The organism is Aeromonas sp. R5-1 (assembly GCF_040908265.1).
Classification (GTDB): domain Bacteria; phylum Pseudomonadota; class Gammaproteobacteria; order Enterobacterales; family Aeromonadaceae; genus Aeromonas; species Aeromonas caviae.
The window spans coordinates 84,165-106,805 of sequence record NZ_JBFODJ010000051.1; the positions used below are offsets into that span (position 1 = coordinate 84,165).

Annotated in this window: 22 protein-coding genes; 12 read left to right on the plus strand and 10 right to left on the minus strand. The window is 61.9% G+C overall.

The window, feature by feature from the left end; all coding sequences use genetic code 11:
• Window positions 1-11 precede the first annotated feature (11 nt).
• From panF to AB5Y64_RS07635, 10 genes are all read right to left on the minus strand, one after another.
• A complete protein-coding gene (gene panF / locus AB5Y64_RS07590) occupies window positions 12-1,469 on the minus strand; it encodes a sodium/pantothenate symporter (RefSeq protein WP_039040310.1) in 1,458 nt (485 codons plus the stop codon).
• On the minus strand, window positions 1,459-1,707 hold the full coding sequence (locus tag AB5Y64_RS07595; RefSeq protein WP_039040309.1) for a YhdT family protein: 249 nt from the start codon (window positions 1,705-1,707) through the stop codon (window positions 1,459-1,461). The genes panF and AB5Y64_RS07595 overlap by 11 nt, the downstream gene beginning before the upstream one ends.
• A 268-nt stretch (window positions 1,708-1,975) precedes the next feature.
• A complete protein-coding gene (accC, locus tag AB5Y64_RS07600) occupies window positions 1,976-3,316 on the minus strand; it encodes an acetyl-CoA carboxylase biotin carboxylase subunit (protein ID WP_039040308.1) in 1,341 nt (446 codons plus the stop codon).
• 15 nt (window positions 3,317-3,331) lie between these two features.
• Window positions 3,332-3,793, minus strand: a complete 462-nt coding sequence (gene accB, locus AB5Y64_RS07605) for an acetyl-CoA carboxylase biotin carboxyl carrier protein (RefSeq protein WP_010675405.1) — start codon at window positions 3,791-3,793, stop codon at window positions 3,332-3,334.
• A gap of 36 nt (window positions 3,794-3,829) precedes the next feature.
• The gene (gene aroQ / locus AB5Y64_RS07610; RefSeq protein WP_039040307.1) at window positions 3,830-4,279 is read right to left on the minus strand and encodes a type II 3-dehydroquinate dehydratase; all 450 of its coding nucleotides are present in this window, start codon (window positions 4,277-4,279) and stop codon (window positions 3,830-3,832) included.
• A 283-nt stretch (window positions 4,280-4,562) separates the two neighbouring features.
• On the minus strand, window positions 4,563-6,509 hold the full coding sequence (acs, locus tag AB5Y64_RS07615; RefSeq protein ID WP_039040306.1) for an acetate--CoA ligase: 1,947 nt from the start codon (window positions 6,507-6,509) through the stop codon (window positions 4,563-4,565).
• A 175-nt stretch (window positions 6,510-6,684) separates the two neighbouring features.
• Window positions 6,685-8,472, minus strand: a complete 1,788-nt coding sequence (locus AB5Y64_RS07620) for an EAL domain-containing protein (protein ID WP_039040305.1) — start codon at window positions 8,470-8,472, stop codon at window positions 6,685-6,687.
• A gap of 106 nt (window positions 8,473-8,578) precedes the next feature.
• On the minus strand, window positions 8,579-8,947 hold the full coding sequence (locus AB5Y64_RS07625) for a hypothetical protein (RefSeq protein WP_039040304.1): 369 nt from the start codon (window positions 8,945-8,947) through the stop codon (window positions 8,579-8,581).
• A gap of 7 nt (window positions 8,948-8,954) precedes the next feature.
• Entirely contained in the window at window positions 8,955-9,623 is a 669-nt protein-coding gene (gene torD, locus AB5Y64_RS07630; protein WP_039040303.1) for a molecular chaperone TorD, read from the minus strand.
• 149 nt (window positions 9,624-9,772) lie between these two features.
• A complete protein-coding gene (locus AB5Y64_RS07635) occupies window positions 9,773-10,060 on the minus strand; it encodes a hypothetical protein (RefSeq protein ID WP_010675399.1) in 288 nt (95 codons plus the stop codon).
• 341 nt (window positions 10,061-10,401) lie between these two features.
• Here AB5Y64_RS07635 and glyA point away from each other — a divergent pair, with 341 nt between their 5' ends.
• The 12 genes from glyA (at window position 10,402) to AB5Y64_RS07695 (ending at window position 22,623) form a co-directional block, all read left to right on the plus strand.
• A complete protein-coding gene (glyA, locus tag AB5Y64_RS07640; RefSeq protein WP_010675397.1) occupies window positions 10,402-11,655 on the plus strand; it encodes a serine hydroxymethyltransferase in 1,254 nt (417 codons plus the stop codon).
• An 87-nt stretch (window positions 11,656-11,742) separates the two neighbouring features.
• Window positions 11,743-12,177 carry a hypothetical protein gene (locus AB5Y64_RS07645; RefSeq protein WP_052224829.1) on the plus strand — a complete coding sequence of 145 codons (435 nt, stop codon included), beginning with the start codon at window positions 11,743-11,745 and terminating at the stop codon, window positions 12,175-12,177.
• Between the two features lie 134 nt (window positions 12,178-12,311).
• Window positions 12,312-12,761 carry a transcriptional regulator NrdR gene (gene nrdR / locus AB5Y64_RS07650; RefSeq protein ID WP_010675395.1) on the plus strand — a complete coding sequence of 150 codons (450 nt, stop codon included), beginning with the start codon at window positions 12,312-12,314 and terminating at the stop codon, window positions 12,759-12,761.
• 277 nt (window positions 12,762-13,038) lie between these two features.
• Window positions 13,039-14,148, plus strand: a complete 1,110-nt coding sequence (gene ribD, locus AB5Y64_RS07655) for a bifunctional diaminohydroxyphosphoribosylaminopyrimidine deaminase/5-amino-6-(5-phosphoribosylamino)uracil reductase RibD (protein WP_039040300.1) — start codon at window positions 13,039-13,041, stop codon at window positions 14,146-14,148.
• Window positions 14,149-14,203: 55 nt separating this feature from the next.
• On the plus strand, window positions 14,204-14,857 hold the full coding sequence (locus AB5Y64_RS07660; protein WP_039040359.1) for a riboflavin synthase: 654 nt from the start codon (window positions 14,204-14,206) through the stop codon (window positions 14,855-14,857).
• A 137-nt stretch (window positions 14,858-14,994) separates the two neighbouring features.
• Complete coding sequence (ribBA, locus tag AB5Y64_RS07665; protein ID WP_039040299.1) at window positions 14,995-16,104, plus strand: bifunctional 3,4-dihydroxy-2-butanone-4-phosphate synthase/GTP cyclohydrolase II; 1,110 nt, start codon at window positions 14,995-14,997, stop codon at window positions 16,102-16,104.
• 133 nt (window positions 16,105-16,237) lie between these two features.
• The gene (gene ribE / locus AB5Y64_RS07670; RefSeq protein WP_010675391.1) at window positions 16,238-16,708 is read left to right on the plus strand and encodes a 6,7-dimethyl-8-ribityllumazine synthase; all 471 of its coding nucleotides are present in this window, start codon (window positions 16,238-16,240) and stop codon (window positions 16,706-16,708) included.
• Window positions 16,709-16,722: 14 nt separating this feature from the next.
• Window positions 16,723-17,136 (plus strand): transcription antitermination factor NusB, encoded by a 414-nt coding sequence (gene nusB, locus AB5Y64_RS07675; RefSeq protein WP_010675390.1) that lies wholly within the window; start codon window positions 16,723-16,725, stop codon window positions 17,134-17,136.
• Window positions 17,137-17,193: 57 nt separating this feature from the next.
• Complete coding sequence (gene thiL / locus AB5Y64_RS07680) at window positions 17,194-18,153, plus strand: thiamine-phosphate kinase (protein ID WP_039040298.1); 960 nt, start codon at window positions 17,194-17,196, stop codon at window positions 18,151-18,153.
• Window positions 18,150-18,638, plus strand: coding sequence for a phosphatidylglycerophosphatase A (locus AB5Y64_RS07685; RefSeq protein WP_010675388.1), 489 nt, complete (start codon window positions 18,150-18,152; stop codon window positions 18,636-18,638). The genes thiL and AB5Y64_RS07685 overlap by 4 nt, the downstream gene beginning before the upstream one ends.
• A 645-nt stretch (window positions 18,639-19,283) precedes the next feature.
• Complete coding sequence (locus tag AB5Y64_RS07690) at window positions 19,284-21,008, plus strand: ABC transporter ATP-binding protein (protein ID WP_010675387.1); 1,725 nt, start codon at window positions 19,284-19,286, stop codon at window positions 21,006-21,008.
• 58 nt (window positions 21,009-21,066) lie between these two features.
• The gene (locus tag AB5Y64_RS07695) at window positions 21,067-22,623 is read left to right on the plus strand and encodes an ABC transporter substrate-binding protein (protein ID WP_010675386.1); all 1,557 of its coding nucleotides are present in this window, start codon (window positions 21,067-21,069) and stop codon (window positions 22,621-22,623) included.
• The last annotated feature ends 18 nt before the right edge of the window (window positions 22,624-22,641 follow it).

Genomic DNA, 22,641 nt, shown 5'->3' on the forward strand with positions numbered 1-22,641 from the left:
TGATCCTTTTCTTAATTTTGATCAAACAATCGACGGACACGCTGATCCGGGGCAGGAGTGAGCAGGCTGACTAGGACAAAGGCCGCGAGGCCAAGGACCAGGCTCGGGACGATGGCGTGCAGGCCGGCCACCTTGATCCCCCATTGGCTCAAGGTACCGTAACAGAGGATGCCGCAGACCATGCTGGCCAGGGCTCCCGGGCCGTTGGCCCTGGACCAGTAGAGGCCGAGCACCAGGGGCCAGAGGAAGACCGCCTGCAGGCCGCCGAAGGCGAGCAGGTTGAGCCAGATGATCATCTCGGGGGGCTGGAGCGCCGCCAGCAGCACCAGGGTACCCAGGATCAGGGTGCAGAGCAGGGAGAGGCGCGGCACCCGGACCTCCAGCTTCTCCTGCCTGGGGTTGAGGTAATTGAGGTAGAGATCTTTCACCAGGGTGGCGGAGGCCTGGATCAGCTGGGAGTCGATGGTGGACATGATGGCCGCCATGGGGGCCGCCAGGAAGACCCCGGCCAGCCAGGGGGGGAGCACCTCCATCATCAGGGAGGGCATGATCTTGTCCGGGCTGTCCATGCCGGGCAGGATGGCGCGGCCCAGCGCCCCGGCCAGGTGCATGCCGAACATCAGCAGGGCGCAGACGATGGTGCCGATGAGGATGCCCCGGTGCAGCGCCTTGCTGTCCCGGTAGCCAAAGCAGCGCAGCGCCGAGTGGGGCAAGCCCACCACCCCGATGCAGACCAGCACCCAGAAGCTCAGCATGAAGGGTTGGGTCAGCATGTCGCCGGCCCCCTGGGGGCTCACCAGCTTGGGATCTATCTCCTTGAGCTGGTGGACAAGATTCGGCAACCCGTCACCGGCGATGAGGATGCCCGCCAGCAGGGCGCCAGTGCCGATGAGCATGACGATGCCCTGCAGGGCATCCGTCATCACCACGGCGCGAAAGCCGCCGATCACCGTGTAGAGCAGCACGCAACTGGCAAACAGGAAGAGCCCCTGCTGATAGCTGAGGCCGGTCGCCGTTTCCAGCAGGCGGGCGCCGCCGATGAACTGCACCACCATGGTGGCGATGAAGGCGAGGATGATGGTGACCGAACCCAGCACGACCACCGCCCTGCTCTGGTAGCGGGCCCACAGCATGTCGTTGATGGTCACCGCGTTGACCCGGCGGGCGATGATGGCGAACTTCTTGCCAAGCACCCCCAGGGTGAGCCAGACAGTGGGCAGCTGGATCATCGCCAGCAACACCCAGCCGAGGCCGACCTTGTAGGCGGCTCCCGGCCCGCCGATGAAGGACGATGCAGAGGTATAAGTGGCCACCAGGGTCATGGCGAGCACCAGCCCCCCCATGCTGCGGTTGCCGATGAAGTACTCCTGCATGAAGTTGCCGCCGGTCCGGTGGCGACTGGCCCAGAAACCGACCCCCAGTACCAGCACCAGGTAGATGCAGAGCGGCAGCATCAGCTCAAGATTCATGGGGTGGTACCTCGCTATCCAGGGGAATATCGACGAACAGGCGATCCACCATGAGGGCGCAGAGGCCGATGAACAGCAGCGGCATCAGGATGCAACTGAGCAGGAACCAGAGAGGCAGGTCCCACAGCTCGAGATCCTCGGGGATGAAATACGCCGAGCCATACCAGGCGACAAAGTAGAGCAGGGTCAGCAGCAGGCAGAAGGCTGCTTCCCGACGGGCGAGTGCGAAACGGTTCACTGTGGCCTCCGACGAGTGAGCGGGGCGCAAGAATAACAAAAAAGGGCCATGTCGCCATGGCCCTTTTTTACGTTGGCGATCCGGGTGGATCGCGTAATATCCCGATGAAAGGGGTCTTTGCAGACCCGACTTCTTGTGCAGGTGGTGGCCGCTCTGTGCTGCCACCGTGCTCAATGGGTCGGGCCTCAAGCTATTACAGACCCGACTTCTTGTGCAGGTAGTGGCTGCTCATGCGGCCACCTTGCTCAATGGGTCGGGCCTCAAGCCATTACAGACCCAACTTCTTGTGCAGGTAGTGGATGTTAGTGCCACCGTGCTGGAAGTTTTCGTCCTTCATGATCTCTTTTTGCAGGGCGATGTTGGTCTTGATCCCTTCCACCACCAGCTCGTCGAGGGAGTGGCGCATGCGGGCGATGGCCACGTCGCGGTTCTCCCCGTAGCAGATCAGCTTGCCGATCATGGAGTCGTAGTAGGGGGGGACCTTGTAACCCGCATAGATGTGGGATTCCCAGCGCACGCCCAGGCCGCCCGGCGCGTGGAAGCGCTGGATGAGACCGGGAGAGGGCAGGAAGGTGGCCGGATCTTCGGCATTGATCCGGCACTCGATGGCATGGCCACGGATGCGGATGTCCTGCTGGGTGATCGACAGGGGCTGACCGGCGGCAATGCGCAGCTGCTCCTTGATGAGGTCGACGCCGGTGACCATCTCGGTGACCGGATGTTCCACCTGGATACGGGTGTTCATCTCGATGAAATAGAACTCGCCGTTCTCGTACAGGAACTCGAAGGTACCCGCACCGCGGTAGCCGATCTCGAGACAGGCGCGCACACAGCGCTCACCGATGAACTTGCGCATCTCCTCGGTGATGCCGGGGGCCGGCGCCTCTTCCACGACCTTCTGGTGACGGCGCTGCATGGAGCAGTCCCGCTCACCCAGATAGAGGGCGGTACCCTGACCGTCAGCCAGCACCTGGATCTCGATGTGGCGCGGGTTCTCCAGGTACTTCTCCATGTAGACCATGTCGTTCTTGAAGAACTGGCCCGCTTCGGATTTGGTCAGCGCGATGGCGGAGGCCAGTTCGGCCTCGTTGCGCACCACGCGCATGCCGCGACCACCACCGCCACCGGCGGCCTTGATGATCACCGGATACCCGATCCGCTTGGCGATGGCGGCGTTGCGCTTGGCATCGTTGTCCACCGGGCCGTCGGAGCCGGGTACGCAGGGCACGCCCGCCTTCTTCATCGCCTCGATGGCGGAGACCTTGTCACCCATCAGGCGAATGGTCTCGGCGCGCGGGCCGATGAAGATGAAGCCGGATTTCTCGACCACTTCGGCGAAGTCGGCATTCTCGGAGAGGAAGCCGTAGCCCGGGTGGATGGCGACGGCACCGGTCACCTCGGCGGCGGCGATGATGGCCGGCACATTGAGGTAGGACTCACCGCTGGCAGGTTTGCCGATGCAGATGGTTTCGTCCGCCAGGAGCACATGCTTGAGCTCCCGATCGGCAGTGGAGTGAACGGCCACTGTCTTGATCCCGAGCTCTTTGCAGGCGCGCAGGATCCGCAGGGCAATTTCACCGCGGTTGGCGATGACTACTTTGTCCAACATGGGTGGCATTTTCCCTTATTCGATGATGAACAGCGGCTCGTCAAACTCGACGGCCTGACCATTTTCAACCAGGATCGCTTTGATCACGCCGGCCTTGTCAGACTCGATTTGGTTCATCATTTTCATGGCTTCGACGATGCACAGGGTGTCGCCGACATTGACGTGCTGACCGACTTCCACGAACGGCTTGGCTTCCGGGCTGGAGGAGCGGTAGAAGGAGCCCACCATGGGGGAGCGCATCAGATGACCGCTCGGGGCGGCATCGGCAGCAGGTGCAGCGGCTGCTGCCGGAGCAGCGGCAACCGGTGCGGCAACCTGAGCTGCGGCCTGGGGCATGATCATCTGCGGGGCAACGCTAACCTGGCCGGAGAAATTACGGCTGATGCGAACGGACTCTTCCCCTTCGGAGATTTCCAGCTCGGCGATGCCGGACTCTTCAACCAGTTCAATCAGCTTCTTGATTTTGCGGATATCCATTAGCATTCTCTTTCTTCTTTATCTGATCAGTGATTATCAAGCCGCGCGCAACTGATGCACGGCCGCGGTTAAAGCGAATTGGTAACCATCGGCACCCAACCCGCAGATCACCCCCTTGGCGACATCAGACAGATAGGAGTGATGACGGAAGGGCTCCCTGGCATGAACGTTTGACAGGTGAACCTCGATAAAGGGGATGGCCACACCCAGCAGGGCATCGCGCAGGGCAACGCTGGTATGGGTGAAGGCGGCGGGATTGATGATGATGAAATCCACCTGGCCCATGGCCTGATGGATGCGGCCGATCAGCTCGTGCTCGGCATTGGATTGCAGATGTTCCAGGGTGACACCGAGTTCGCTGGCGCTGCGCGTCAGATCGGCGACGATCTCATCGAGCGTCTTGCTGCCGTAGATTCCCGGTTCCCGCTTGCCCAGCAAATTCAGATTGGGGCCGTTAAGCAGGAGGATTCGGTGATGTTGCGACATATTGAGTACATCCTCGATGATTATGCTGCTATCTATCAGCTATCTTTGGACTACCAAAAATCTAGCCGATTTTTGCACAAATCGGTGTGCCCTGACACACAGATTTCGCAATTATATTGATTTCGTGAAAATTAGCAGCATTTTACTGGTCTAATCTCTACATCTGGCTATTTATCGGCCTGGTTTGCCCGCAAGCCCTGCCTGCCACCGAACTCTGCTCTGTCCGGATCCCGAAGACAACAAAGCCGGCACGTGGCCGGCTCTGTTGACGTGGGGAAGAGACTCACGCCGCTTCCGACTTCTCGCGGATCAGCTTGTCCACGACCCCCGGATCCGCCAGGGTGGAGATATCCCCCAGGCTGTCGGTTTCGCCGGTGGCGATCTTGCGCAAGATACGCCGCATGATCTTGCCGGAACGGGTCTTGGGCAGCCCCTCGGCCCAGTGGATCACGTCCGGGGTCGCGATGGCGCCAATCTCCTTGCGCACCCACTCCTTCACTTCCTTGTGCAGCTCGCGGCTCGGCTCTTCCCCGGCGATCAGGGTGACATAGGCGTAGATGCCCTGTCCCTTGATCTCGTGGGGAACGCCCACCACCGCCGCTTCGGCGATTTTCGGATGGGCCACCAGAGCGGACTCGATTTCGGCGGTGCCCATGCGGTGGCCGGAGACGTTGAGTACATCATCCACCCGGCCGGTGATCCAGTAGTAGCCGTCCTCGTCGCGACGGGCACCGTCGCCGGTGAAGTAGCGACCCGGGAAGGTGGAGAAGTAGGTCTGCTCGAAGCGCTCGTGATCGCCGAACACGGTACGCATCTGGCCGGGCCAGGAGTCGGTGATCACCAGGTTGCCCTCGGTGGCGCCCTCCAGCGGCTCACCCAGGTTGTCCACCAGAGCAGGCTGTACTCCGAAGAAGGGACGGGTGGCCGAGCCGGGCTTGAGCGCGGTGACGCCGGGCAGCGGAGTGATGAGGATGCCGCCGGTCTCGGTCTGCCACCAGGTGTCGACGATGGGGCAGCGCTCGTCGCCGATGGTGCGGTAGTACCACTCCCAGGCTTCCGGGTTGATGGGTTCACCCACCGACCCCATGATGCGCAGGCTGGTGCGGGAAGTGCCTTCGACAGCCTCCTTGCCCTTGGCCATCAGTGCGCGAATGGCGGTGGGGGCGGTATAGAGGATGGTGACCTGGTGTTTGTCCACCACCTGACTCATGCGGTTGGTGGCCGGGTAATTGGGCACCCCTTCGAACATGACGGTGGTGGCGCCGTTGGCCAGCGGCCCGTAGACCAGATAGGAGTGACCGGTGACCCAGCCCACGTCGGCGGTACACCAGTAGATGTCCTCTTCGTGGTAATCGAACACGTATTTGAAGGTGAGGGCGGCATAGACCAGATAGCCGCCCGTGGTGTGCAGCACACCCTTGGGTTTGCCGGTGGAGCCGGAGGTGTAGAGCACGAACAGGGGATCTTCGGCGCCCATGGCTTCGGGCGGACAATCCGGGCTGGCGGCGTTGACCGCATCATGCCACCAGATGTCTCTGTGCTCGTGCCAGGCCACGTTGCCACCGGTGCGCTTGAGGACGATCACCTTGCTGACCTTGGTATCCGGGTGGGTAAGGGCCTCATCCACGTTCTTCTTGAGGGGGATGGGGCGACCGCCTCGCAACCCCTCGTCGGCGGTGATGACGACGGAGGCGCCGGAGTCGATGATGCGGCCCGAGAGCGCCTCCGGCGAGAAGCCGCCGAAGACGATGCTGTGCACGGCCCCGATGCGGGTACAGGCCAGCATGGCGATGGCCGCCTCCGGCACCATGGGCATATAAAGGCAGACCATGTGGCCACGCTTGACCCCCTGGGCTTTGAGCACGTTGGCAAACTTGCACACTTCGGCGTGCAGTTCGCGATAGGTGATCTTGCGATCTTCGGCCGGGTTGTCCCCTTCCCAGATGATGGCGACCTTGTCGCCGCGCTCGCTCAGATGACGATCCAGGCAGTTGGCCGAGACGTTGAGCAGACCATCCTCATACCACTTGATGGAGACGTGGCCCGGATCGTAGGAGGTGTTCTTGACGCGGGTGTAGGGGGTCATCCAGTCAAGGATCTTGCCCTGCTCCCCCCAGAAGGCGTCCGGATCCTGCACCGATGCCTGATACATGGCTTCATAACCTTCCTTGTCCAGCAGGGCGCCGTTGCCGATGTGGGCCTTGACCGGGTAGACCTTGCTCTCGCTCATCTCTCACTCCTGTGAATACATTTTCTTAATGATTGAGTAACAACTTATACCTTTGGTTCCCGAGGGCAATTAGACTTTTGGATAGCGACGAAGATAGCAGGTGAGAGGACACGTTGAGAGCAAAGAAGGGAGCCATGGGCTCCCTTCTTTGCTTTCGTGGTGGCGCGGCCAAGGCTCAATGGCGGACGGGGAGCAGGGAAGGCAGCTGGGGTTCTGGCAGGGGATGGCTGAACAGGTAGCCCTGTCCCTCCTCGCAACGCAGGGATTGCAGGAACTGGCGCTGGGGCTGGGTTTCTATCCCTTCCGCCGTAACGGCCATGCCGAGGGAGGTGGCTAGCTGGACTATGGTACGGCACAGCTCGCGGCTGTGCTTGTCGTCGGGCAACGCCTGGACGAAGGCCCTGTCTATCTTGATGCGATCGATGGGCAGGCTCCTGAGCAGGCTCAGGGAGGAGAAACCGGTGCCGAAGTCGTCGATGGCGATCTGTACCCCCAGCGCCTTGAGACGGGTGAAGAGCCGCAGACTGTGATCCACGCTCTGGATGATGCTCTCGGTCACCTCGATCTCCAGCCGCTCGGCAGGAAAACCGGTCTCGGCCAGAATGGCTGTCACCCGCTCCACGTAGTCGTGGGAGCGCATCTCCCTGACCGACACATTGACCGAGAGCCTGGGCACGGCGAGCCCTTCGGCCAGCCACTGCTGCCCTTGCCGGCAGGCGGTGCGCATCACCCATTCGCCCAGCGGTTCGATGAGACCGCACTCCTCTGCCACCGGAATGAAACGGTCCGGGGATATCATGCCAAGGCTGGGATGCTGCCATCGGATCAGGGCCTCCAGGCCGCTGAGATGACCATCCGCCAGATCCGCCATGGGTTGGTAGAGCAGGCGAAACTCTTGCTGCTCAATGGCCTTGAGCAATCCCTGCTCCAGCAGCATCCGCTCCCTGGTCTGTGCCGTCATGTCGGGGGAGTGGAACAGATAGCCGTTGCGGCCACGGCGCTTGGCTTCATGCATGGCGTTGTCCGCCGCGCTGATAAGGCTGTCCGGGGTCTGGCCATGCTCCGGATAGAGGGAGATGCCGATGCTGGCGGAGAGCCTCACCCGCTCCTGGCCGATGTCGGCGGGATCGTGCAGCCTGCGTTGCAACCCCTCGATGAGACCCAGCAGATCCTGGGTGTCTCTGATGGCGGGCAGCAACACCAGAAATTCGTCTGCCCCCAGCCGGATGGCGATGTCTCCGGGGCGCAGGCAGTGGCGAATGCGGTCTGCCGACAGCTTGAGCAGCAGATCGCCGGCACTGTGCCCCAGGTTGTCGTTGATGAGTTTGAAGCCGTCGAGATCGATGAACAGCAGCGCCAGGACGTGGCGGTTCACCCTGGCCGTCTCTATCTCCAGAGTGAGGCGCTCTTGCAGCAGATGGCGATTGCCGAGATCGGTGAGGGGATCGTAATAGGAGAGGTGCTGCAAGCGGGCTTCGGCCTGATAGAGACGCAGTGCATGGCGGTGGGCCATCTCCTGCAGGCCGGGGGACGCGGGTGCGTCGAGGTGGGTGCTTGTCTGTACGGACTCCCTCATCACGAGGAAGATGCCGCTGAAGGTGCCCTCCTCATCCAGCACGGAGCTGACGCTCACTTGCCAGCGTGCGGGGGAGGCCGCGCGGGAGAGACCGACCATTTCCACCTCAAATGTGCATCGGGGGGGACCTTGTCGCAGTTGCTGAAACAGCGGGAGCAGCTGGGGAGTCTGGGCAGGGACAATGTCGTATAGCGTCTTGCCCGGGTGCTCTGCCCGCGCGAGGCCGGTCAGTTCGGCAAAGCGTCCGTTGACGTCGCGACACCTTAATTCGTGATCGAAGACCCCAATCCCGACGGGCGCCTGGGCGAACAGCTGTTGCAACTCGTAGGGAGAGAGCGGGCCTGACAAATGCCGTGTCGGAACCGATTCGGGCAGCACTTTTTCCATGGAGGCTCCTGAATTGATTGCTTTGTCATTAGGACGACTGTGTCAGTATGGCAGGAAGTGTCAGGAGAGAAAGAAAGTGTGAGAAGGGTGTGAAATCAACGAGATGTCAGCCTTTCTGGCGGCCAAACGCCTGGATCCCGCGAACAAATACCAGCCAGCCCACCAGATGAAACGGCAACGCCATGGCGTAGAGCACCAGCCAGTGGCTCTCGGTGCCGCTGCTGTTGATGAAATCTATCCAGGCGGCGAGCAGGGCCAGCATGCCCGCTATCTGGAAGCGGCGACGCAGCACCACTTCCACCCCGAGATTGGCGAGGTAGAGGGTCAGCAGGATGCCGGCAAAGCCGGTGAGCTGGGCGGTGCCGTAGAGCGCGCGGTCCGGGTTGAACAGCAGCGTCACGAGGGGAGTGAGACCCTGATCCAGCGGGATCAGGGCCAGCAGCCAGCATGCGATAAGAAGCAGGGCTGTCTTCATGCCGGGCTCAGTCGGCGGACGGTGCCGGTTTGACCAAGGAGAGGTAGTTGGCGTCCATCTTGAGGAAGACTCCCAGCAGGCGGGCACTGGCACCGTAGAAGCCAAACGTGTCGGCGGCCCGGCAGGCCTGCTCGAAGCGCTCGAACCAGCCCAGCAGGTGACCGTGCAGCAGGGACTCCTGCTCGCCAAGCCACGCCTCGCGCTGGTCGGCGGTGGTCGACTCGGCGGCGCGGATGATGAGGCTGCCCATCAGATCCAGCTCGATGGCCAGATGATCGGCAGGCTCATTGTACTTGTCGCTGACATTGATGCCGAGGCGATCGAGGCGTGCCTGCATCTCGGTCATGGGGGCCTGCATCAGCTGCTTGCCTTCGCCCCGGTAGAGGGATTCGTAGGGCAGGGCACCCTGCCCGGGAGCGCTCAGGAACAGGCCGGCGAAGTCGGCGGCCAGCGCCGTCTGGCGCTCGGGGCGCACCAGCAGGCGGGCGATGGCGTCGTTGAGCTCGGCCACGGCTTCGCGCATGGGGTCGAGAGTAGAGAGGCTCTTCAAGAAGCTGCGCACGTCATAGGTGTCGTATTCAGCGATCTGTGCATCACTGAGTTCGGCAGCAAACAGGGTGGAAAACCACCAATAAAGCTCGGCCCGGCGTTCGCTGGTCGCCATGAATTCCTGCATTTTTCCTCCGTGGATGACAATCGGGAGCCTTGATGGCCCCCGATTCTAACGACTTTAAAAATAAAGGAAACTCATGGGGCCTTTTGGCCGGATAGCGCCAGGAGAGGTGTCGCATTCGCGGGATCACCGTGGGCGACGAGGAGGCCGACCTACTCCTCGACGCGATAGAGCACCTGCTTGCAACGGGGGCAGATGTGCTGGCGGCGGTAATCCATCTGGTGCACCAGGCCGACCTCCCGCTGCTGATGGTGACCGCAATGGATGCAGAAGATGAGATCCCCGTCGGCGGCGCCGGGATGGGCCGCCAGGTACTGCTCCCGGGTGGGAAGTGTCTCCCAGTTGGCGGTGCAGGCACCCTTGCGGCTGGCGGTGTAGTAGACCCAGTAGAAGAGAGCGAAGACCGCGACAATCACGAACAGCATCAGATGATCCATCATGGCGTTTCCCCTTGTGTTCCGGGATGGCAGGGAGCGACACCCGCTCGTGCAGATGTCCCATGGCCTAAAGATGTTATCTGTTAGTAAATGCTATATCCATGATCTGGCTCTGGTTTCTATCGCCTTGCCCGGGAAGCGGGGACGATCGCTGGAGCCGGATTGCGGGTGTGGGGAGGTCGGGGGGATGAGCGAAGCCAGGGGGCGGGATTCGAAATTTGCGACGTATTTTACATTTTATAAACAATTTTTTGGGTGGTTGGACTGTCTCTTTGATCCAGCTCACGTTACAATGCGCGGGCCCACTTCACCTATCGCGCAAACGATTTTCAGGAGATAAACGGATGTTGAAACGTGACATGACCATCGCCGGCTATGATCCAGAGCTGTGGCAGGCCATCACAGACGAGACCCGTCGTCAGGAAGAGCACATCGAGCTGATTGCGTCCGAGAACTACACCAGCCCCCGCGTCATGGAAGCCCAGGGCTCCCAGTTGACCAACAAGTACGCCGAAGGCTACCCGGCCAAGCGTTACTACGGCGGTTGCGAGTATGTGGATGTGGTTGAAACCCTGGCCATCGAGCGCGCCAAAGAGCTGTTCGGTGCCACCTACGCCAACGTGCAGCCGCACTCCGGCTCCCAGGCCAACAGCGCCGTCTACATGGCCCTGCTGCAACCGGGCGACACCGTGCTCGGCATGAACCTGGCCCACGGCGGTCACTTGACCCACGGCTCCCCCGTCAACTTCTCCGGCAAGCTGTACAACATCATCCCCTACGGCATCGACGAGTCCGGCAAGATCGACTACGACGAGATGGAGCGCCTGGCCGTTGAGCACAAGCCGAAGATGATGATCGGCGGCTTCTCCGCCTACTCCGGCATCGTCGACTGGGCCCGCATGCGCGAGATCGCCGACAAGATCGGTGCTTACCTGTTCGTGGACATGGCCCACGTAGCCGGTCTGATTGCCGCCGGCGTCTACCCGAACCCGGTGCCCCACGCTCACGTGGTCACCTCCACCACCCACAAGACCCTGGCCGGTCCGCGCGGTGGTCTGATCCTCTCCGCCGCCGACGACGAAGATCTGTACAAGAAGCTGAACTCCGCCGTCTTCCCGGGTGGTCAGGGTGGCCCGCTGATGCACGTCATCGCCGGCAAGGCCGTGGCCTTCAAGGAAGCGCTGGAGCCCGAGTTCAAGACCTACCAGGCCCAGGTCGTGAAGAACGCCAAGGCCATGGCGGCGACCTTTATCGAGCGCGGCTACAAGATCGTCTCCGGCGGTACCGACAACCATCTGATGCTGGTTGACCTGATCGGTCGCGAGCTGACCGGCAAAGATGCCGACGCAGCCCTCGGCAAGGCCAACATCACCGTCAACAAGAACTCCGTACCGAACGACCCGCGTTCCCCGTTCGTGACCTCCGGCGTGCGTATCGGCACCCCGGCCATTACCCGCCGCGGCTTCAAGGAAGCCGAGTCCATCCAGTTGGCCAACTGGATCTGCGACGTGCTGGACAGCCACGACAACGAAGAAGTGCTGGCGACTGTGCGCGAGAAGGTGCTGGATATCTGCCGCCGCTTCCCGGTCTACGCATAATCAGCCTGACCTTCAGGTTGAAGACCAATGCCACCCTCGGGTGGCATTGTTTTTTGCAGCGTCTGGCAATATGAGACAGAGGTGATCATGTGCGATGACATGGAAGAGGACGTGCTGGAGGCGTCACTGCGGCAGACGGTTCGCGCCCAGTACCACTTTCGCGCCAGCGAACAGGGGCTGCTGGCCTGGGATGTGCGCCGCTTGATCCGGCTGAGCCGCAACCTGCCGGTGCAGGCGGTGGCACTCGGCGAGATTGCCGAGCTTGACCGCGACCACTGGTACGGCCATGGCGACGCCACGCCCACGGTGCGCAGCGTGGTGGCGCATTGCCAGCTCATGATGGCGGCGGATCTCGCCTATCCCATCCTGCTCGACAGCGCCGGTCGGGTGATGGATGGCATGCACCGGGTGGGCAAGGCGCTGATGCTGGGTCACAGCCATGTGGCTGCTCGCCGGTTCGCGGCGGATCCTGCCCCCGATTACCAGGATTGCGACCCCGAGGCGTTGCCCTATGACGACTGAGTCCTGCCCGAAGGCCTGGCAGGTTGTCCCTTGTTTTCATGGGCTTTTACCGGCTCTGGATGGCCGTGTTACACTGGCCGGCCTAGCGCCAGCCCCCGGGGCCCGCGCCCATTTTCATCCACGCCGGAGGTCAGATGCATTGCCCTTTCTGTAGTGCCGTTGATACCAAGGTGATCGATTCCCGTCTGGTGGCCGAGGGCCATCAGGTGCGCCGCCGTCGCGAATGCCTGCTCTGTCACGAGCGTTTTACCACCTTCGAAATGGCCGAACTGGTCATGCCCCGCGTCATCAAGTCCAACGGCTCCCGAGAGCCCTTCAACGAAGACAAACTGCGGGCCGGCATTCTGCGGGCGCTGGAGAAGCGGCCGGTGAGCATGGAGGCCATCGAGAAGGCGGTCAACCACATCAAGTCCCGCCTGCGGGCCACCGGTGAGCGTGAAGTCGCCTCCCAATTGGTGGGCAATCTGGTGATGGATGAGCTCAAGAGCCTGGACAAGGTGGCCTACATCCGCTTTGCCTCCGTCTACCGCAGCTTTGAAGACATTCGCGAATTCGGGGAAGAGATCGCCAAGCTGGAGAAGTAACGCCGGCCTGCGGCTCCCTATGTGAATCAGAGAGGGGCTGCCGTTGCGGCAGCGCCAGTTGTTACACCAGTGAGACATCTAGACAGCGCATCGTTGCACTGGTGAAAAAGTATGAGGGCGTGCGGCCGCATCCTGCGATGTGTGTGCCCGTCGCCATGGCGTCAGATGCCATGGCCGATCTGCCCGAGAAGGCGTGCGGCAAGCGCGTACACCCTATTTTCTTGTCCCATCGGATGGCCGTGCCACCGGGGACAGGTTGCTGGACACAGGAGCCCGGATGTTTAGTCAAGACGATTACCAATGGATGAGCCGGGCCCTCGAACTGGCCCGGCGCGGCCGTTACACCACGGCCCCCAACCCCTGCGTCGGTGCCGTGCTGGTGAAGGCCGGCGTGGTGGTGGGGGAGGGCTGGCACAAGCGGGCCGGTGAGCCCCATGCCGAGGTCTATGCTCTGCACGCGGCAGGGGAAGAGGCCCGCGGTGCCACCGCCTATGTGACCCTGGAGCCCTGCTCCCATCATGGTCGCACGCCCCCCTGCGCCGAAGCGCTCATCAAGGCCGGGGTGACCCGGGTGGTCGCCGCCATGGTGGATCCCAATCCCCAGGTGGGCGGGCGTGGCCTGCGGATGCTCTCCGAGGCGGGGATCAAGACCGATTTCGGCCTGCTGGCCGCAGAAGCCGAGGCCCTCAATCCTGGTTTCTTCAAGCGGATGCGCACCGCGTTTCCGCTGGTGACGGTCAAGCTGGGGGCGAGCCTGGATGGTCGCACCGCCATGGCGAGTGGCGAGAGCCAGTGGATCACCTCTCCGGAGGCGCGCCGGGACGTGCAGCGGCTGCGGGCCCGTCACGATGCGGTGCTCTCCAGCGCCGAAACCGTGCTGGCGGATGGCGCCTCCCTCACCGTGCGCTGGGACGAGCTGCCCCCCTCGGTCAAGGCGGTCTATCCCAAAGAGACCCTGCGCCAGCCGCTGCGGGTCATCGTGGATTCGCAAAACCGGCTCACCCCGGATCTGCCCCTGTTCCAGAGCGAGAGCCCGGTACTGCTGGCCCGCCACAAGGCATCCGGTGAGTGGCCCGCCTGGGTGCAGCAGCTGGAAGTGCCGCTGCTGGATGGCAAGCTGGATCTGGTCAGCCTCTTCATGCTGCTGGCCAAACAGAATGTCAACTCGGTACTGGTGGAGGCGGGGCCGCGGCTGTGCGGCGCCCTGCTGGAGAAGGGGCTGGTGGACGAGCTGGTGCTCTATCAGGCGCCCAAACTGATGGGGGATGAGGGGCGCGGCCTGTTCCATCTGCCGGGGCTGACCCGGCTGTTCCAGGCCCCCAAACTCAACCTCAAGGATGTGCGCATGCTTGGCCAGGATATTCGCATCACTGCGAAAATAGCCTGATTTTTCAATGTTCACGGGGGCATCCGTCGCCCCCGTCATCAGCAAGGTGATCTGCATGTTTACCGGAATTATCGAAGCGGTGGGAACCCTGGCCGAGCTGCGTCGCCAGGGGGAGGACATGGCCCTCACCGTGCACGCGCCGACCCTGGACTTCAGTGACGTCAAGCTAGGCGACTCCATCGCCACCAACGGCGTCTGCCTCACCGTGGTGGCGCTCGGGGATCACAGCTATACCGCCGATGTCTCCCTGGAGACCCTCTCCCGCACCGGTTTTTCTGCCGCCAAGGTGGGGGATCCGGTCAACCTCGAAAAGGCGTTGATGCCCACTTCCCGCCTCGGCGGCCACCTGGTCTCCGGCCACGTGGACGGCATCGGCGAGGTGAAGAGCAAATCGTCCAGCGGCCGCGCCATCGAATACTGGATCAAGGCGCCGGGGGAGCTCTCCCGCTACATCGCCGAGAAGGGCTCCATTGCAGTGGATGGCATCAGCCTCACCGTCAACGCCGTGCAGGGGGATCTGTTCCGGCTGACCATAGTGCCCCACACCGCCCAGGAGACCACCATCGCCCGCTGGAAACCCGGCTACCGGGTCAATCTCGAGGTGGACCAGATAGCCCGCTATCTGGAGCGGCTGATGACGGGCAAGCGCGAGGAGAGCAGTGCCTCTACCCTGACCCTGGAGAAGCTGGCCCAGTCCGGATTCTTGTGAGCCGTTTTGACGGGAAAACGCGGTTCTGTGATCCCGCGCGGATTGAAACGGGGCCGCGTGCCCCCATCTAGAGCACAATACGCAGTATCAAGTCGAGCCGACTGGCTCAATCCCCAAGCATGTTGATGGAGTAGCCCATGGCGCTGAGCACGACCCAGGAAATCATTGCCGATATCAAGGCTGGCAAGATGGTGATCCTGATGGATGACGAAGACAGGGAGAACGAAGGGGACCTGATCATGGCCGCCTCCTGTGTCCGCCCGGAAGACATCAACTTCATGGCGCGCTACGGTCGGGGCCTCATCTGCCTGACCCTGACCCGGGATCGCTGCAAGCAGCTGGCGCTGCCGCTGATGGTCGATCGCAACAATGCCCAGTTCTCCACCGCCTTCACCGTCTCCATCGAGGCGGCGGAAGGGGTGACCACCGGCATCTCCGCCGCCGACCGCGCCGTCACCGTGCAGGCTGCGGTGGCGCCCCATGCCAAGGCCGCCGATCTGGTGCAGCCCGGCCACATCTTCCCGCTGATGGCGCAGGATGGCGGTGTGCTGACCCGCGCCGGCCACACCGAAGCGGGCTGCGATCTGGCCCGGTTGGCCGGCTTCGAGCCTGCCTCCGTCATCGTCGAGATCCTCAACGAAGACGGCACCATGGCCCGGCGCCCGGATCTCGAGATCTTCGCCGAGCAGCACGGCATCAAGCTCGGCACCATTGCCGACCTTATCGAATACCGCAACCAGCACGAGACCACGGTAGAGAAGGTGGCCGAGTGCAAGTTGCCCACCGAATACGGCGAGTTCGACCTCGTCACCTTCCGCGACACCATCGACAACCAGGTGCACTTCGCCCTGAAGAAAGGGGACGTGAAGGCCGACCAGCCGACCCTGGTACGGGTGCACCTGCACGACGTGCTGAGCGATCTGCTGCTCACCGACCGCCACAGCGCCCGCAGCTGGCCGCTGCCCAAATCCATGGCCCGCATCGCCGACGAGGGCGGGGTGCTGGTGATCCTGGGGGCGGAAGCCCATGGCGCCGAGCTGCTGGCCCGGGTCAAGGGTTTTGAAGCCGCCGACAAGGGGCTGGCACCGGAAGGGGCCAAGTGGCAGGGCACCTCGCGCCGGGTCGGCGTCGGTTCCCAGATCCTCAAGGCGCTGGGGGTCGGCAAGATGCGCCTGTTGAGCTCTCCCAAGAAGTACCATGCCCTCGGTGGCTTTGGTCTGGAAGTGGTGGAGTACGTCGGCGAGTAAGCGCTGCGTACGGTTGAATTCATCACCATGGCCGCCCGTTGCGGCCATGGTTTTTTGTCGCGGCTCTGTTGTGCTAGAATGCGTGCACTTTTGAGCCCGGCCCCTAATTGATTGCACAGAGACAGGATTTCCAATGAAGATTATCGAAGGAAATATCGCCGCTCCCGAGGCGCGTGTTGCTATTGTCGTTGCCCGTTTCAACAGCTTCATCAATGACAGCCTGGTGAACGGCGCGCTGGACGTGCTGAAGCGTCAAGGTCAGGTCCAGGAGAGCAATCTGACCCTGGTGCGCGTACCGGGGGCCGTCGAAATTCCCCTGGCGGCCAAGAAGCTGGCCAAGAGCGGTCAATACGACGCCATCGTCGCACTCGGCACCGTCATCCGCGGCGGTACCTACCACTTCGAACTGGTAGCGAGCGAGAACGGCAAGGGTCTGGCCCAGGTAATGATGGAATACGACATTCCCGTTGCCTTCGGCGTGCTGACCACCGAAAACATTGAACAAGCCATCGAACGCGCCGGTACCAAGGCGGGTAACAAGGGTGCAGAGGCTGCACTGAGCGCGCTCGAAATGATCAACGTCCTGAAACAACTGGACGTGTAACGAGGAGAAATGCATTGAAACCGTCCGAGCGCCGTAAGGCCCGCCATTGCGCCACCCAGGCCATCTACCAGTGGCAGATGACCCAGGCCAACGTGGGCGACATCGAAGAGCAGTTCAAGATCGATCAGGACACCAAGGGTGTGGACCTGAACTATTTCCGCGATCTGCTGTTCGGGGTTGCGGTCCACTGCAACGAGCTGGACAAGGTGTTCGCGCCTTTCCTCTCCCGTCCGCTGGAAGAAGTGGACATGGTGGACAAGGCGATCCTGCGTCTGGCGACCTACGAGCTGACCCGTCGTGAAGATGTGCCGCCGCGCGTGGTGATCAACGAAGCGATCGAGCTGGCCAAAGCCTTCGCCGCCGATGACAGCCACAAGTTTGTCAACGGCGTCCTGGACAAGGTGATCAAGACGCTGCCCAAGCGCTGATCCTGCTGTCCGTCAGCAATTAAGAGAGGAGCCAGCTTATTGCTGGCTTTTTACTGTATGGGTGAATTTGAGCTGATTGAGAAGTACTTCAAGGTCCCCCACGCCCGCAAGGACGTGGTGATGGGCCCTGGAGATGACTGTGCCCTGCTGACCCTGCCCCCCGACGCCCAGTTGGCGGTGAGCACGGACACCCTGGTGAGCGGCGTGCACTTCTTCCCCGACATGGATCCGGTGGATCTCGGCTACAAGGCGCTGGCGGTCAATCTCTCCGATCTGGCCGCCATGGGTGCCGAGCCGCGCTGGGTCTCCCTGGCCCTGACCCTGCCCGCCATCAACGAGCGCTGGGTCGCCGGTTTCGCCGAAGGGTTCCTCGAGCTCGCCGAGTACTACAACGTGGCGCTGGTGGGGGGAGACATGACCCGCGGACCCCTCTCCATCACCGTCTCGGTGAAAGGATCGGTCCCGGCAGGTCGCGCCCTGATGCGCAGCGGCGCCAAGGCCGGTGACGGGGTCTACGTGACCGGTACCCTGGGAGATGCCGCCCTGGCGCTCTCCCACCTGCTGGGCAAGCGCACCCTCAACGAGAACCAACTGGCGGCCGTGTTGCCGCGCCTCGACCATCCCCATCCCCGCATCCTGGCCGGTCAGGCCCTGCGCGGGCTGGCCAGCAGCGCCCTGGATCTCTCCGACGGCCTGGCGTCCGATCTCGGCCATATCCTCAAGGCGTCCGGCGTGCGAGCCCAGATCGATCTCAACCTGCTGCCCCTCTCCCCCGTGTTGCAGGATGCGGTGCCGGCCATGGATGCCTGGCAGCTGGCTCTGGCCGGGGGCGACGACTACGAGCTCTGCTTCACCGTGCCCCAGGAGCATCACGGCGCCCTGGACACGGCGCTGGCCAATTGTGGCGTGAAGTTCACCCGCATCGGTCGCATCCTGGCCGGGGAGCCTGGCATCGACTACCTGCAGGACGAACAACCCGTCGAACTGCACCTCAAGGGCTGGGATCACTTCGCATGATGTCTTTCAAGATAAAGCCCGAGCTGACGCGGCTGAACCTTAAAAACCCGCTCCACTTTCTGGCGGTGGGGTTTGGCTCCGGCCTCTCCCCCAAGGCGCCGGGCACCATGGGGACCCTGGCAGCCATCCCGCTCTATCTCTTGGTGAGCGGGCTGCCGACCTCCTGGTTCATCGCCCTGCTGGTGGTGGGTTTCGTGGCGGGCATCCGCATCTGCCAGAGCGCCACCGACGCCATCGGGATGCCGGATCACGGGGCCATCGTCTGGGACGAGGTCATCGGATTCGGGGTCACCATGATTGCGGCCCCGGCCGGCTGGGAGTGGGTGCTGGCGGGCTTCGTGCTGTTTCGCCTGTTCGACGTGCTCAAGCCCTGGCCCATCTCCTGGTTCGATCGCCGCATTCACGGCGGGCTTGGCATCATGCTGGACGATCTCATCGCCGGCCTGTTCGCCCTGGCCTGCATGCAACTGCTTGCCCACTGGTGAGGGGAGGCGGCTCCCGAACGCCCTCTCGCTGTTTTTCACTCATCTCCTCTTGCAAAGAGGCCGGATATACCGCACACGCTGGCCCTGAGGGGCCTGCGTTTTTTTGTATGCAATCCCTCCCGGCTTGCCGTGCCGGCGGGCCTGTGGCCCAGGTTGATCCTTCTGCATTGTCCCTATTTAGCTCTGCCTATTTTTCCTTACTCCGGATATGCTGCCGTCAAAAAATCATTTCACATAAATATTCACTACTCATTCGAAGCTGGTCAGCATAATGCTGATAGTGAATAAGATGGTTTGTTGCTATTTTGTTGAAACATAATTGGTTGATGGTCTCGCATTGCCAGCGTAATCTCTGGTAATGTGACTTTTATCGACATTTTAACCCCAGGGTGCCGGCATTCTCTGGGCAAAGTATTGCGAAATTGTATAACTGGATCATTTACACCCGCGGGCAAACCGACTAACTTACTCGCGGGTTATTCCAAAAAAATGCAAAAAACCCGCCCGGATCGCTGGTTTGGCTGCCTCATGGATTGAGCGTTAATTACACAACAACGGCTCTCGAGCAGTACCAAGGCACAACCAGCATCTGCGGCTGATTTACGGACGAATTATTTGGGACGGATGTCCCCCGCAGAGGTAACCATGTCCTTGCTTGAAGTCAAAAACTTGCGGATCGAGTACCCCTCCCGCTACGGGGTGCTTGCCGCGGTCAAGGATCTCTCTTTTTCTGTTGAAAAGGGCGAGATCGTCGGCGTCGTCGGTGAGTCCGGCGCTGGCAAATCCACCATCGGCAACGCCGTCATCGATCTGTTGAGCCCGCCCGGTCGCATCGCCCGTGGCGATATCTACCTCAACGGCGAGCTCATCTCCGGCAAGAGCCAGAACGAGATGCGGGCCATTCGCGGCTCGCGCATCGGTTTCATCTTCCAGGATCCCATGACCTCCCTCAATCCGCTGTTCACCGTGGAGCAGCAGCTGGTGGAGACCATCCTCGCCAACACCGACCTGTCCCGCGAGGCGGCCTTTGCCAAGGCCCTCGAGCTGATGGGGGCGGTGGGGATCCCGAACCCGGACGTGCGCATCAAGCAGTATCCTCACCAGTTCTCCGGTGGCATGCGCCAGCGGGTGGTGATCGCCATCGCCCTCTCCGGGGATCCCGAGCTCATCATCGCCGATGAGCCGACCACGGCGCTGGACGTCTCTATCCAGGATCAGATCCTCCAGCTCATCCGCAACCTGTGCAAAGAGCGCCAGGTAGGCTGCATGCTGGTGACCCATGACATGGGTGTGGTCTCCAACGTCACCGACAAGGTGGCGGTGATGTACCGCGGCGATCTGGTGGAGTTCGGCACCACCGAACAGGTGCTGGGCCGCCCCAATCACCCCTATACCCGCAGCCTCATCTCGGCGGTGCCCCGCTCGGATGTGAAGCTGGTACGCTTCCCCCTGGTCTCCTATATCGAGGATGCCGGTGCGGCGGATACCAGCATCGATCTCAAGACCCACTGGCTCGGCCAGAGTCAGGACGAGCGCACCTATGAAGGCGCGCTGCTGCGGGTGGAGAACGTGGATCTGAAGTTCGTCACCAAGGATTCCATCTTCCCGAGCCGCCGCCAGTACGTGCGGGCCTGCAACAACATCAGCTTCGAAATCTTCGAGGGTGAGACTTTCGGTCTGGTGGGGGAGTCGGGCTCCGGCAAATCCACCATCGCCCGTGCCATCACCGGGCTCTATCCGCCCGATACCGGCAAGATTGTCTTCGAGGGGATCGATCTCACCGCCCTGAAAGGGGAGCACGAGCGTCGCCCCCTGCGCCGCCAGATGCAGATGGTGTTCCAGAACCCGTACTCTTCGATGAACCCGCGCATGAAGGTGCGTGACATCATCGCCGAGCCGATCCGCTTCCACCGCCTCGCCGAGAGCGAGCGGCAGATAGAGCAGATCGTCGGGGACCTGCTGGATCACGTGGGCCTGGGCCGCGGCGCCGGGGTCAAGTATCCCCACGAGTTCTCCGGTGGTCAGCGCCAGCGCATCTCCATTGCCCGCGCCCTGGCAACCCGCCCGCGCTTCCTCATCTGCGACGAGCCCACCTCGGCGCTGGATGTCTCGGTGCAGGCCCAGATCCTCAACCTGCTCAAAGACTTGCAACAGGAGCTTGGGCTCACCATGCTGTTCATCAGTCACGATCTGCCGGTCATCCGCCAGATGTGCGACCGCATCGGTGTGATGCAGCACGGTCATCTGGTGGAAGTGGCCGAGACCGAGAAACTGTTCACCAATGCCGAGCATGAGTACAGCCGCAAGCTGATCTCCCTCATGCCGGAATTCAAGGGAATGTCCCGCGAGGGGCTGGAAATCGCAAGCTAGGAAAGCACCGGTTCGCCGGTTTGTCTGTCAATAAAAAGCCAAAAGCATGGAGAAAGACATGAAGAAAGGATTATCCAAGATCGCCATGGCGCTGTTCGCCGCTGGTCTCGCGTTCAACGTTTCTGCTGCCGACATCAAGGTCGCCGTCGCGTCCGACGCCACCTCGCTGGACCCGCAGGAGCAGCTCTCCGGTCAGACCCTGGAGATGTCTCACCTGGTGTTCGACCCCCTGATGCGTTACACCCAGGATCTGCAGTTCGAGCCGCGTCTGGCCGAGAAGTATGAGCGCATCGACGACAAGACCGTCCGTTTCCACCTGCGCAAGGGTGTGAAGTTCCACTCCGGCAACGACTTCACCGCCGATGACGTGGTATGGACCGTCAACCGTCTGAAGGCCTCCCCGGACTTCAAGGCGATCTTCGACCCCATCGCCGAAGCCAAGAAGGTGGATGATTTCACCGTGGATCTCGTCACCGCCAAGCCGTTCCCGCTGGTGCTGCAGACCGTCACCTACATCTTCCCGATGGACTCCAAGTTCTATAGCGGCAAGACCGAGGCGGGCAAGGACAAGGCCGAGATCGTGAAGAACGGTGACTCCTTCGCCTCCACCAATGTCTCCGGTACCGGTCCGTTCAGCGTCAAGTTCCGCGAGCAGGGCGTGAAGCTGGAATACGTGCGCAACGCCAACTACTGGGACAAGGCCTCCAAGGGCAACGTCGAGAACCTGACCGTGGTACCGATCAAGGAAGACGCCACCCGTGTTGCAGCCCTGCTGGGCGGCGACGTGGACATGATCTACCCGGTTGCCCCGAACGATCTGGAGCGCGTGAAGAACGGCAAGGATTCCCAGCTGGTCACCCTGTCCGGTACCCGTGCCATCATCATCGAGCTGAACCAGAACACCAACCCGGCGCTGAAAGACAAGCGCGTGCGTCAGGCGATCAACTACGCCATCAACCAGGTGGGCATCGTCGACAAGATCAACAAAGGCTTCGGTACCCCGGCCGGCCAGCTGAGCCCGAAAGGCTACGCAGGCTACAACGAGGCGCTCAAGCCCCAGTATGATCTGGCCAAGGCCAAGGAGCTGATGAAGGAAGCCGGTTACGAGAAGGGCTTCAAGATGAGCTTCATCTCCCCGGCTGCCCGCTACGTCAACGACGTCAAGATTGCCCAGGCTGTCTCCGCCATGCTGTCCAAGATCAACATCAAGGTGGATCTGAAGACCATGCCGGTGGCCCAGTACTGGCCGGAGTTTGACAAGTGCGCCGCTGACATGCAGCTGATCGGCTGGCACTCCGACACCGAAGACAGTGCGAACTTCTTCGAGTTCCTGACCTTCACCAAGGATGCCAAGACCGGCATGGGTCAGTACAACTGCGGCGGTTATGCCAACGCGGAAGCTGACAAGATGGTGATGGAAGCCAACACCGAGACCGATCCTGCCAAGCGTGCCGCCATCCTGCAGAAGGTGGAAGCCATGCTGATCGACGACGCCGCCTATGTGCCGCTGCACTGGGAAGACCTGGCCTATGGCGCCAAGAAGAACGTCGACATCAAGCCGGTGGTCAACGTGATGAACTTCCCTTACCTGGGTGACCTGGTGGTCAACAAGTAAGCGAAGCGTTTAAGGAAG